This is a genomic window from Rhodococcus sp. (in: high G+C Gram-positive bacteria), from assembly GCF_049591685.1.
Taxonomy (GTDB): domain Bacteria; phylum Actinomycetota; class Actinomycetes; order Mycobacteriales; family Mycobacteriaceae; genus Rhodococcoides.
Genome location: NZ_JBAWFH010000543.1, coordinates 1 through 11,988, shown reverse-complemented (window position 1 = coordinate 11,988; position 11,988 = coordinate 1). Strand labels below are relative to the sequence as shown.

Sequence of the window (11,988 nt, the reverse complement as noted above, 5' to 3'; positions counted from 1 at the left end):
CGGGCATTCTGTACGGCGGCACCCTCGGGGTTGGAGGTGCGCGCAAGGACGAACAGCCCCCTCCCCCGTTTGGACGCCCGTGCCACCGTCTCGGTCAGAGAGTCGAAACCGAGGTAGGGCGACACCGTCACCGCATCGGACGACAGTGGTGAATCCTCGCCCAGCCAGGTGTCGGCGTACGCGCTCATCGTGCTGCCGATGTCGCCGCGTTTGGCGTCGGCCACAACGAGCGTGCCTGCATCGCGCAGCACCGAGATGGTCCGCTCGAGCACGGCGTAACCCGCGCTGCCGTAGGCCTCGAAGAACGCGACCTGCGGCTTGACGAGAGCCACCTCACCGACGAAGGCCTCGACACAGATTTCTGCGAACGCTTCCAGTCCGTCGGCGTCGCGCGGAAGTCCCCACTTCTCCAGCAGAGCCGGGTGCGGATCGATTCCGACGCAGAGACGCCCGCGGGCGGAGGTTTCTGCGCGGAGCCGATCCGGCCAGCTGTGCTGTGTCATGCGCGCGTGTCCAAGCCGCCCGTTGACGTTCCCAACCCGCCCGGCTGCGAACCTGACGCCGCAGCCTGGCTCGCCAGTGCCGCGTGCAGGTCCTGTAGTGAGCGGACGCCGATGTCGCCTGCGATGGCGGCCTCGATGCCCTGCACTGCTGCGGACGCGCCCTGCACCGTGGTGATGCACGGGATGTTCTGCGATACGGCCGCGCTGCGGATCTCGTACCCGTCGACGCGGGGTCCGGAGTTGCCGTACGGGGTGTTGATCACCATGGCGACGTCGCCGGCGAGTATCCGATCGGCAATCGTCGACTGCCCCTCGGGGACGTCCTCACCGGACTGCTTGTACACCTGCTCGCAGGTGATCCCGTTGCGCCGAAGAACCTCCGCGGTACCCTCCGTGGCGAGAATGGAGAAGCCCAGGTCGGCGAGCCGTTTGACCGGGAAGATCAGCGAGCGCTTGTCCTTGTTGGCGACCGAGACGAACACCGCACCGGACAGCGGCAGCGACCCGTACGCGGCGGTCTGGCTCTTCGCGAACGCTGTGCCGAAGTCCGCGTCGATACCCATCACTTCGCCCGTCGATTTCATCTCGGGGCTGAGCAAGGTGTCGACGCCGGTTCCGTCGGCGCGACGGAACCGGTTGAACGGCAGGACAGCTTCCTTGACGGCGATGGGCGCGCCCTGCGGGGTGGTCCCGCCGTCACCGGCAGCGGGGAGCATTCCACTCGCTCGCAGGTCGGCGATCGTTTCGCCGAGCATGACTCGGGCGCATGCTTTGGCCAATTGCACCGCGGTCGCCTTGGAGACGAACGGAACGGTGCGGCTGGCCCGAGGATTGGCCTCGAGCACGTAGAGGATGTCGTCCTTGAGGGCGTACTGGACGTTGAGCAGTCCCTTCACACCGATGCCCTTGGCGAGCAATTCGGTGGACCGGCGCACGTTTTCGATGTCGGACCGGCCGAGCGTGATGGGCGGCAGAGCGCAGGCCGAGTCACCGGAGTGGATTCCGGCTTCCTCGATGTGCTCCATCACGCCGCCGAGGTAGACCTCGGTGCCGTCGCACAGCGCGTCGACGTCGATCTCGACGGCATCTTCGAGGAACCTGTCCACGAGCACCGGACGATCGTGCGAGATTTCCGTTGCACGGGAGATGTAGTCGGCGAGGGATGCTTCGTCGTAGACGATCTCCATGCCGCGGCCTCCCAACACGTAGGAAGGGCGTACCAGAACCGGGTAGCCGATGCCCCCGGCAATCTCGCGGGCCCCGTCGAACGTGGTGGCCGTTCCGAACTTCGGAGCGGGAAGACCCGCCTCGGTGAGTACTCGGCCGAACTCACCGCGATCCTCCGCCAAGTCGATCGCTTCGGGGCTGGTACCGACGATGGGCACGCCCGCAGCCTTCAGTCGCTTCGCGAGCCCCAGGGGCGTCTGGCCGCCGAGTTGGACGATGACGCCCCTGACCGTGCCTGAGGCGGCCTCGGCGCGGTACACCTCGAGCACGTCCTCGAATGTCAATGGCTCGAAGTACAGCCGGTCGGCGGTGTCGTAGTCGGTGGACACCGTCTCCGGGTTGCAGTTGATCATGACGGTTTCGTAGCCGGCTTCGGACAGCGTCTGCGCCGCATGCACGCACGAGTAGTCGAACTCGATGCCCTGGCCGATGCGGTTGGGTCCCGAACCGAGGATTAGTACCTTCTCGCGATCGCGCTGTTCGGCGACCTCGGACTCTGCCTCGGGGTCGAGCTCGTAAGTGCCGTAGTGGTACGGCGTCTTGGCCTCGAATTCCGCCGCGCAGGTATCGACGGTCTTGTACACCGGGTGCACACCGAGTTCGTCACGCAGTGCCCGAACCCCGTCCTCGCCCCCCAGTTCCGGCCGCAGCGCAGCGATCTGCCGGTCGGAGAGGCCGTGATACTTGGCCTGACGCAGCAGAGCCTCGTCGAACTCGGTGGCCGCACGCAGCTCGTGGCCCAGTTCGTGGATCTGCTGGAACTGGTCCAGGAACCATGGATCGATCTTGGTCGCCTCGAACAGCTGCTCGATGGTCGCGCCGAGCTCGAACGCCTTCTCGATGCCGTACATGCGGCCGTCCTGCGGAACCGACAGGTCCTGCAGGAGCGATTCGAGGTTCTTCGCGGGCACTTCGGGTCCGGTCCAGTAGCCGGCACGCTTGGTTTCGAGAGACCGCATGACCTTGCCGAACGCCTCGGTGAAGTTGCGGCCGATGGACATCGCCTCACCGACGGACTTCATCGTTGTGGTGAGGGTGCCGTCGGCTCCAGGGAACTTCTCGAAAGCGAAGCGGGGTGCTTTGACGACGACGTAGTCGAGCGTCGGTTCGAAGCAGGCGGGTGTTTCCTTGGTGATGTCGTTGACGATCTCGTCGAGCGTGTACCCGATCGCGAGCTTGGCGGCCATCTTGGCGATGGGGTAACCGGTGGCCTTCGACGCCAGTGCCGACGACCGGGACACCCGAGGATTCATCTCGATGACGACGAGTCGGCCGTCGGCCGGATCCATCGCGAACTGAATGTTGCAGCCACCGGTGTCGACGCCGACCTCGCGGAGAATCTCGATCGAGAGATCGCGCATCTTCTGGTACTCGCGGTCGGTGAGCGTCATGGCAGGTGCGACGGTGACCGAATCGCCGGTGTGTACGCCGACGGGGTCGACGTTCTCGATGGAACAGACGATCACGACGTTGTCGCGGCCGTCGCGCATGAGCTCGAGTTCGTATTCCTTCCATCCGAGAATCGACTCCTCGATCAGAACGTTCGCGGTCGGAGATGCAGACAGACCGCCACCGGCGATGCGCGTCAGGTCGGCGTCGTTGTACGCCAAACCGGAGCCGAGACCGCCCATCGTGAACGACGGCCGCACCACGACGGGGAAACCGAGCTCGTCGACGGTGTCGCGGACCTCGTCCATGGTGAAGCAGACGCGCGACTTGGCACTTTCGCCGCCGACCTTGGCCACGATGTCCTTGAACTTCTGGCGATCCTCGCCGCGCTGAATGGCGTCGAAGTCGGCGCCGATGAGCTCCACGTCGTACTTGCCGAGGATGCCCTGTTCGTGCAACGCGACCGCGGCGTTGAGTGCAGTCTGGCCGCCCAGTGTCGCGAGTACGGCGTCGACGGGGTGCCCCTGCGCCGCTTCACGGGCGAAGATTTTCTCGATGAAATCGGCGGTGATGGGCTCGACGTACGTGGCATCGGCGAACTCCGGGTCGGTCATGATGGTGGCCGGGTTGGAGTTGACCAGGCTGACGCGCAGGCCCTCCTCGCGGAGCACGCGGCAGGCCTGCGTTCCCGAGTAGTCGAATTCACAGGCCTGACCGATGACGATCGGCCCCGAGCCGATGACCAGGACGTGTCCCAGATCTTCGCGGCGTGGCATTACTTGTCAACTCCCTCGAGCACTGATGTGAACCGATCGAAAAGGTACGCGGCGTCGTGTGGACCCGCCGCGGCCTCGGGGTGGTACTGAACCGAGAACGCGCGCCCGCTCAGCAATTCGACGCCTTCGACGGTGCCGTCGTTGGCGCACGTGTGGCTGATTCGGGCCCGGCCGAAGTCGGTGTCGAACTCTTCGCCCGCTTCACCTTCGAGTGCGAACCCGTGGTTCTGCGCGGTGATGGAGATACGCCCGGTGGTGTGCTCGACGACGGGGATGTTCATGCCGCGGTGGCCGAACTTCATCTTGTAGGTCGAACGCCCGAGCGCACGGCCGAGAATCTGATTGCCGAAGCAGATACCGAACAGCGGCAGGTCGCGTTCGAGCGCATGCCTGGTCAAGGCCACGTTGGAGTCGGCGGTTGCCGGGTCACCCGGGCCGTTGGAGAGGAAGACGCCGTCCGGATTCAACCGGGTGATCTCGTCGATGTCGGTGGCCGACGGCACGACGTGCACGCGGATGCCCCGCTGCGCGAACATGCGCGGCGTATTGGTCTTGATCCCGAGGTCGACGGCGACGACGGTGAACCGGGCATCGCCGACGGGCTCGATGGTGTAGCCGGTCGAGGTGGTGACCTCGCCTGCAAGGTCGGCTCCGAGCATCGACGGCTGACCGAGCACCTGTTGCAGCATGTCGTCTTCGGTGCCGAGAGCGTCTCCCGAGAAGACGCCAGCACGCATGGATCCGCGGGTACGCAGGTGCCGAACGAGTGCGCGGGTATCGATGCCTGCGATGCCGACGACGCTCTGCGATTCGAGTTGGTCCTGCAATGTGCCGGTCGAACGCCAACTCGAGGTGCGGCGGGCCGGATCGCGAACGACGAAGCCTGCCGCCCAGATCTTGTTGGGGTCCTGCGCACTGGCGGCTTCGCCGTCTTCCTGGTTCCAGCCGGTGTTGCCGATCTGCGGAGCCGTCGCGACGATGATCTGACGGTGGTAGCTCGGATCGGTCAGTGTTTCCTGGTAGCCGGTCATGCCGGTGCAGAACACGGCCTCGCCGAGCGTTCGGCCCTGGGCTCCGAAGGTCACGCCGCGGAATGTCCGGCCGTCCTCCAGAACAAGAACTGCGCTGCTCACGCCGTTGTCTCCTTCGAATCGTTCGTATCGGGTTCTGTGTCCACCCAGGTGGGGTAGACGAATTTGTCGTCCGCGCGGAAGCCGGTGTCGATCTCGGTGCCGGTGGGAAGTACCCAGCGGATGACGAGAAGGCCGTCCTTCGACATGACCTTTCCGGCGAGGCCACGTTCGGTGCGGACCGCGCGGATGGATGCGCGCGGGATCCAAATGGTCGACTCGCCGACTCGCGTCATCAGGATTCCGTGTTCGTGTCGCGAGAGTTCGGCGACAGCGCGGTGTCCGATGTCGCCGACGGCGATGCGGTCCTGCCAGCTCGGTGCGATGGTGCTTCCCACATACAGACCGGTCGACGGCTCGATCAGGGTTGTGCCGAGGTCGGCAGGGACTTCGGGAAACGTGCCGATCGACTCGGCCTGACGCTTCTGTCGGCCTCGCCAGCCCTTGAAGATCAGCGCGATCATTGCGATCCAGAAGAAGACGAATGCGATGACGATGAGAATCCTGTCCATTCGACTACTTCCCTCCTGCTCTGCGTGTCACACCGTCGTGGGCCGTGATGCGGCCGCGGAGCAACGTGGTGACGACCCTCGCCGGGAACGTCATCGCCTCGAACGGGGTGTTGTCCGCGATGCTCGCGAGTTGCTTGCCCGAAACCGTCCATGAGGTGTTCGGGTCGACGACGACGAGGTTGGCAACCTCTCCCACTTCGATGGGGCGCCCCTGGTCGGGAAGGCCCACAATTTCCGCAGGTCGCTCGCTCATGACGCGGGCGACGCCCCGCCAATCCAGCAGGCCCGGTTCGACCATCGTGGCAACCACGATGGACAACGCCGTTTCGAGCCCCAGCATTCCGGGTCGAGCCTGCGAGAACTCACAGCACTTGTCCTGCTCCGCATGCGGAGCATGATCGGTGGCCACGCAGTCGACGGTGCCGTCGGCGAGACCGCGTCGAAGAGCTTCGACATCCGAGAACTCCCGCAGGGGCGGATTGACCTTGTTGATCGGGTCGTACGTTTCGAGGCGAGAGTCGTCCAACAGCAGATGGTGCGGCGTGACCTCCGCGGTGATCGAGATGCCCTGACTGCGCGCCCATTTCAGCAATTCCACAGTGCCTGCGGTCGATGCATGGCAGATGTGCACCCTGGCTCCAGCGTCGCGGGCGAGCAGTGCATCTCGCGCCACGATCGATTCCTCCGCGGCGCGGGGCCAGCCCGCCAGGCCCAACCGTGCCGCAGTGGGGCCCTCGTGCGCGATCGCCCCGACGGTCAAACGAGGCTCCTCGGCGTGCTGCGCGATGAGCACTCCCAGAGAGCTCGAGTATTCGAGCGCGCGCCGCATGATCAACGGGTCGTCGACGCAGTGGCCGTCGTCGGAGAACATGCGAACCTTGCCGACGCCCGCGGCCATGGTGGCCATCTCGGCCAGCTGCTTGCCCGCGAGACCGACCGTGACGGCGCCTACGGGGTGCACGTCGACGAGTCCGACCTCCTGGCCGCGCCGCCACACGTGGTCGGTGACGACCACGGAGTCGGCGACCGGAGAGGTGTTGGCCATCGCGAACACGGCGGTGTATCCGCCGAGTGCGGCCGCAGCCGAGCCTGTGTCGATCGTCTCGGTGTCTTCGCGTCCAGGCTCACGAAGGTGCGTGTGTAGGTCGACGAATCCAGGAAGCAGGACGTGTCCGGTGGCCGCGACGACCTCGGCGTCGTCCGAATCGAGGTCGGGTCCGATCGCCGCGATCTGGCCGTCGTCGATCAGGACGTCGGTTTCGGGTCCCTCGCCGTAGAGGAGGACGCCGCGGAGCAATACGCTCATTCCGAGCCTCCGTCCACACCGACGAGCAATCGGAACAGGACCGCCATGCGCACGTGAACTCCGTTCGTAACCTGTTGCAATACAGCAGTTCTGGGCGAGTCCGCCACCGAGGAGGCAATCTCCATGCCGCGAAGCATCGGACCCGGATGCAGCACGACGGCGTGCTCGGGCAGTAGATTCATCCGCTTCTGGGACAGCCCGTACGTGATCGAATATTCGCGCGGGGACGGGAAGAACCCGCCGTTCATCCGTTCGGCCTGCACTCGCAACATCAGCACTGCGTCGAGGCTCGGCAGCTCGGCGTCGATGTCGTGCGACACGCGGACGGGCCACTGCGACGCCCCGACCGGCAACAGCGTCGGCGGCGCGATGAGTACAACCTCGGCGCCGAGCATCGACAGCAGCAGCGCGTTCGATCGTGCGACACGACTGTGCAGGATGTCACCGACGATCCCGACCCGTCGGCCCTCGAGGGAACCGAGTCGTTGGCCTTCGAGGGAGCCGAGGCGTTGGCGCAGCGTGAGCGCGTCGAGAAGCGCCTGCGTGGGGTGCTCATGGGTACCGTCACCGGCGTTGATGACGGCGGGGCCACCGTCGACGGCCATCGAGCCCGCAAGAGTGCCCGAGCCCACAATATTTCCGGACGTGCTACCGGTGCCCTGGCCCGACGTCCACTCAGCGATCCGATGGGCTGCGCCCGACGCCGGATGACGCACGATGAGGGCGTCGGCACCGGCGGCCCTGAGGGTCATCGCGGTGTCTCGCAACGACTCACCCTTCGACACCGACGAGCTGCTCGCGCTGACGTTGATGACGTCTGCGCTCATCCATTTGCCCGCGACCTCGAACGACACCCTCGTGCGGGTCGAGTTCTCGAAGAACACGGTCATGATGGTGCGGCCACGCAGAGTGGGCAGCTTCTTGACTTCACGGCCGAGGAGCGCCTGCTCGAACCGGTCGGCTTCGTCGAGCAACTCGATGGCGGTATCGGCCGTCAGATCGGCCACGGACAGCAAGTGTTTCACTGTGCGCTCCGGCGATCGGCGAGACCGACTCCGTCGTCCCCGTCGTGTTCGACGAGCCGCACGGAGACGTCCTCGGTACGCGACGTGGGAACGTTCTTGCCCACGTAGTCGGCCCGAAGCGGAAGTTCACGGTGACCGCGGTCGATCAGAACGGCGAGTTGGACGGCGCGTGGCCGACCTAGATCGCGGAGTGCGTCGAGCGCAGACCGGACCGTGCGTCCCGAGAACAGAACGTCGTCGACGAGAACGACCAATGCGTCGTCGACGCCACCCGGCGGCACGGATGTGCGTTCGAGGGGCCGATGCGGTTTGCCGCGTAGATCGTCCCGGTACAGGGTGATGTCCAGTGATCCGACCGGCGGCCGCACACCGGAGAACGTTTCGATTCGTTCGGCGAGACGCTCGGCGAGAATGGTGCCCCTGGTGGGAATGCCAAGCAGGACCACGCGGGGCGCATCGTCGGCGTCGAGGGCCGACTTCTCGATGATCTGGTGCGCCATGCGGGCGATGGTCCGACCCACGTCCGCCGCGGACAGAATCTCGCGGGACTGGCCGGGCACGGAGGGTTGTTCGGGCGCAGGCAAACTACGACCTCCTTCTCCGCCTCTCTGGACGGATCGTTAAAGGATGTCTGACGGTTCGACAGCCTAGCAACGGCGCTCGCCCGAACCTGCATCCGGGGAGCGCCGCGTGAGCAGGGTTACTCCGCCTGCCGGTGCACAGCGTCGGGGGGCGTCGACAGTTCGGCACCGTCGGGAGGCGTCGACTGCTCGGCACCGTCGGGAGGCGTCGACTGCTCGGCACCGTCGGACGAGACCGACTCCGCGGCCTCCGGAGACACAGCCGCATCCTTGGAAACAGCCGCATCCTTGGAAACAGCCGCGCGAGACGACACGGCGGCGGCAGCAGCGCGAACCTGCGGGGCGACGAGCACGATCTGTCCGAGGACTCCGTTGACGAACCCCGGCGAGTCGTCCGTCGAGAGCTGCTTCGCGAGTTCGACGGCTTCGTCGACCGCCACGACCGGCGGCACGTCGAGAGCATGGAAGAGTTCCCACACCGCGACCCGCAGAATGGCTCGGTCGACTGCCGGCAGACGACCCAGAGTCCAGTCGTTCAGGTGATCGGAAATGACGGAATCGAGTCGGTCCAGATTCTCCGCGACGCCTCCGACCAGCGTCTCGGTGTATTCGCTGACCGGAGCGATCGAGTCGTCACCCCGGGCCAGCTCGATACGTTCCTTGGCGAGGTCGACCGGATCGGCGTCCCTGGCCTCGGCCTCGAACAGGAAGTCGACCGCCCGCTTGCGGGCCTTGTGACGCGCCCCGAGCTTCTTCACCGGTTCCTGACGCCCGGACTGGCCGCCCACCGAGGTCTTCTTCGACGGATTGTTGGTAGAGGACACGCTAGGAGTTCACACGCCCGAGGTAGTTGCCGTCGCGGGAGTCGATCTTGAGCTTGTCGCCGGTGTTGACGAACAGCGGCACGGACACCTCGGCGCCCGTCTCGAGCGTCGCGGGCTTGGTGCCACCGGTCGAGCGGTCACCCTGAAGACCCGGGTCGGTGTGCTTGACCTCGAGCTCGACGGTGACGGGCAGCTCGACGTAGAGCGGCACACCCTCGTGAGTTGCAACCTGAACCTTCATGTTCTCGAGCATGAAGCGGGCGCCGTCGCCGACCGTCGCCTCGGAGATCGAAATCTGGTCGAACGTGTCGCCGTCCATGAAGACGTAGTCGCTGCCGTCGTGGTACAGGTACGTCATGTCGCGTCGGTCGACCGTGGCCGTCTCGACCTTGACACCCGCGTTGAACGTCTTGTCGACGACCTTGCCAGAAAGCACGTTCTTGAGCTTGGTACGCACGAAGGCGGGACCCTTACCCGGCTTTACGTGCTGGAATTCGATGATCGTCCACAGCTGATTCTCGATGCTGAGGACGAGACCGTTCTTGAAATCGCTGGTGGAAGCCACTGGCTAACCGTCTCCTCGTGTTCTCGTGCGCGTCCTGCGCACACCTGGTTTTTGCGTCTTGAGTCGGTGAAGAAATCTCGTACTCGCCGTACATTCACACGAGGGTGAGTTCCTTGCTGGTCATGGTGAGCAGCTCCGGGCCGTCGTCACGCACGATCAGTGTGTCTTCGATCCGGACGCCTCCGCGACCGGAGAAGTACACCCCCGGCTCGACGGTCACGGCAGCACCGCACAGCAGTGTACCGGTGCTCGTCTTCGCGATTCCCGGCGCTTCGTGTATCTCGAGGCCGACGCCATGTCCGAGGCCGTGCAGGAAGAACTCCCCGTAGCCGGCGTCGTCGATCACCGAACGCGACGCCAGGTCCACCGACGCGGTGCTCACCCCGGGCGCGAGCGCTGCCCTACCGGCTGCCTGCGACTCGAGGACCAGCGCGTACACGTCCCTCTGCCAATCCTGCGGCGTGCCGATGACCACGGTGCGCGTCATATCCGAGTGATAACCGCCCACCAGAGCGCCGAAGTCGAATTTGACGAAATCACCGTCGGCCAGGACGGCCGAGGTGGGACGGTGATGAGGAACGGCCGAGTTCGCACCCGCCGCAACGATCGTCTCGAACGAAATGCCGTCGGCGCCGTGTTCGACCATCAGCGCCTCGAGTTCGCGCGCGACCTCCGACTCGGTGCGTCCCGCGCGAATCTTTCCCTGCTCGATCAGGACGGCGAACGCGGCGTCGGCGGCGCGGCACGCGTCGCGGAGCAGTCCGATCTCGTGTTCGTCCTTCACCATGCGCAGAGCCTCCACGTGGCCGGGGCTTCGAACCAGCGTCAACGACGGGTCCAACTCGCTCCACGCGATGTGCTGATCGACCGTCACCACGTGCGATTCGAATCCGATCGGAGCCGACCGTGGTGCGACGTCGCTACGCAGCAAGCCCGCGGCCGACGAGCGATCGATGATGGCGCGCAGGTCGGGGACTTGGTCGGCGACCTGCGTCAGGTAGCGACCGTCGGTGCAGACGACGGTGTTGTCCTCGTTGGTCACCGAGTCCGACGCCGACACGATCAGTGCGGCGTTCGATCCGGTGAAGCCCGTCAGATAGCGGATGTTGAGGAGGTCGGTGACCAGAACGGCGGCGAGATCTTCCGCTTCCATTCGGTTTCGGAGCGCGGCGCGTCTGCCGCTGTAGTCCACAGGCATCCGTCCACGGTACCGCCGGTCGGTCACCTCGGACCTCGTCGCGGCACCTCACCCCGGTTGTGGTGAATCCCCACATGTGTGGGGTCGGACACATCTGTCGACACTCGAGGTTAGGCTGTCCCCCATGACAGGGTGGGTAGTACGCGGAATCGGTATGTGTCTGATCAACGTGGGGGTGCGAATCGTGCTGGGAGTCGCCGTGACGCAGTGGCCGTTGCACGGGTCACAACTTCGGTGGCTCGGCATCGCAGTGGTACTGCTCGCGGTGTTCGTGTGGGCCGGAATCGACGGCATCAGAGACCGTCGAGCGAATCCCGATCCCGAATACGGTGCCGACCTGACCATGATCTGGCTCAAGGCGGCAGTGCTGGGCGGCCTCGCCGCCGGCCTGGTCACGTGGTTGATCCAGCTCGTCGTCGACTTCAGCCTCGGCCAGAACACCCTCGTGTTCGAGCTCACCTCGGGCGCCGCCTTCACCATCCTGGTGATTTTCGTGCCCGCCACCCTCGCCGTCTTCCTCGGTCGGCTTCTCGCCGGGCGCGAGGCCAACAAGAAGCTCGCTGCCAGCGATTCCGAGCGGGACAGCAAGCGCCGCGACCGCCACAAGGTCGGAGCAGGTGCGGTCAGCGGCTCGTCCGCGCAGCAGGCGTCCGGCAGTGCCGTGCAGAACGACCGAACGCAGGACAATCAGACGCGGTGGGCGGACGACAACGCCGACACCGAGGTGTTCCAAGCCATCGATTCGAATGCTGCCGATCCGCGCGCGGGAGACCCATCCGCGTCCAGCAAGCACCGAGACAACACCTAGACGCTTCGACAGTGCGCGAGGGGCCACCGGGCACACGCCCGGTGGCCCCTCGGCCGTTGCGCGCTACAGCATGATTCCGGTCGTCGACGAACCCGAATCCTCCTTTGCGATCGCCGAGTAAGCGGCCACGAGCAGGCTCGGATC

At 65.5% G+C, this 11,988-nt stretch carries 11 protein-coding genes; 1 reads left to right on the top strand and 10 read right to left on the bottom strand.

Going from position 1 to position 11,988, the window contains the following annotated elements; genetic code table 11:
- From pyrF to WBQ44_RS22220, 10 genes are all read right to left on the bottom strand, one after another.
- Positions 1–503: orotidine-5'-phosphate decarboxylase (gene pyrF, locus WBQ44_RS22265; RefSeq protein WP_495568832.1), on the bottom strand; the 503-nt coding region annotated here is incomplete at its 3' end.
- Positions 500–3,895: a carbamoyl-phosphate synthase large subunit gene (gene carB, locus WBQ44_RS22260; RefSeq protein WP_495568831.1), complete on the bottom strand. Its 3,396-nt coding sequence runs from the start codon at positions 3,893–3,895 to the stop codon at positions 500–502. The genes pyrF and carB, both read right to left, overlap by 4 nt.
- The gene (carA, locus tag WBQ44_RS22255) at positions 3,895–5,028 is read right to left on the bottom strand and encodes a glutamine-hydrolyzing carbamoyl-phosphate synthase small subunit (protein ID WP_495568830.1); all 1,134 of its coding nucleotides are present in this window, start codon (positions 5,026–5,028) and stop codon (positions 3,895–3,897) included. Before carA ends, carB begins: the two co-directional genes overlap by 1 nt.
- Positions 5,025–5,537 carry a PH-like domain-containing protein gene (locus tag WBQ44_RS22250; protein ID WP_495568829.1) on the bottom strand — a complete coding sequence of 171 codons (513 nt, stop codon included), beginning with the start codon at positions 5,535–5,537 and terminating at the stop codon, positions 5,025–5,027. Before WBQ44_RS22250 ends, carA begins: the two co-directional genes overlap by 4 nt.
- A 4-nt stretch (positions 5,538–5,541) precedes the next feature.
- Entirely contained in the window at positions 5,542–6,843 is a 1,302-nt protein-coding gene (locus WBQ44_RS22245) for a dihydroorotase (protein WP_495568828.1), read from the bottom strand.
- Positions 6,840–7,868 (bottom strand): aspartate carbamoyltransferase catalytic subunit, encoded by a 1,029-nt coding sequence (locus WBQ44_RS22240; RefSeq protein ID WP_495568827.1) that lies wholly within the window; start codon positions 7,866–7,868, stop codon positions 6,840–6,842. Before WBQ44_RS22240 ends, WBQ44_RS22245 begins: the two co-directional genes overlap by 4 nt.
- Positions 7,865–8,452: a bifunctional pyr operon transcriptional regulator/uracil phosphoribosyltransferase PyrR gene (gene pyrR, locus WBQ44_RS22235; protein ID WP_495568826.1), complete on the bottom strand. Its 588-nt coding sequence runs from the start codon at positions 8,450–8,452 to the stop codon at positions 7,865–7,867. The genes WBQ44_RS22240 and pyrR overlap by 4 nt, the downstream gene beginning before the upstream one ends.
- Before the next feature lie 116 nt (positions 8,453–8,568).
- Positions 8,569–9,207, bottom strand: a complete 639-nt coding sequence (nusB, locus tag WBQ44_RS22230; protein WP_495568833.1) for a transcription antitermination factor NusB — start codon at positions 9,205–9,207, stop codon at positions 8,569–8,571.
- Between the two features lie 67 nt (positions 9,208–9,274).
- Positions 9,275–9,838, bottom strand: a complete 564-nt coding sequence (gene efp / locus WBQ44_RS22225) for an elongation factor P (protein ID WP_495568825.1) — start codon at positions 9,836–9,838, stop codon at positions 9,275–9,277.
- Positions 9,839–9,932: 94 nt separating this feature from the next.
- Entirely contained in the window at positions 9,933–11,036 is a 1,104-nt protein-coding gene (locus WBQ44_RS22220; protein ID WP_495568824.1) for a M24 family metallopeptidase, read from the bottom strand.
- Positions 11,037–11,160: 124 nt separating this feature from the next.
- Here WBQ44_RS22220 and WBQ44_RS22215 point away from each other — a divergent pair, with 124 nt between their 5' ends.
- Positions 11,161–11,844, top strand: coding sequence for a B-4DMT family transporter (locus WBQ44_RS22215; protein ID WP_495568823.1), 684 nt, complete (start codon positions 11,161–11,163; stop codon positions 11,842–11,844).
- Positions 11,845–11,988 lie beyond the last annotated feature (144 nt).

Coding starts and splice junctions, on each gene's coding strand:
- carB (WP_495568831.1), bottom strand. CDS start 3,895: ATGCCACGCCGCGAAGATCTGGGACACGTCCTGGTCATCGGCTCGGGG.
- WBQ44_RS22250 (WP_495568829.1), bottom strand. CDS start 5,537: ATGGACAGGATTCTCATCGTCATCGCATTCGTCTTCTTCTGGATCGCA.
- WBQ44_RS22245 (WP_495568828.1), bottom strand. CDS start 6,843: ATGAGCGTATTGCTCCGCGGCGTCCTCCTCTACGGCGAGGGACCCGAA.
- WBQ44_RS22220 (WP_495568824.1), bottom strand. CDS start 11,036: ATGCCTGTGGACTACAGCGGCAGACGCGCCGCGCTCCGAAACCGAATG.
- WBQ44_RS22215 (WP_495568823.1), top strand. CDS start 11,161: ATGACAGGGTGGGTAGTACGCGGAATCGGTATGTGTCTGATCAACGTG.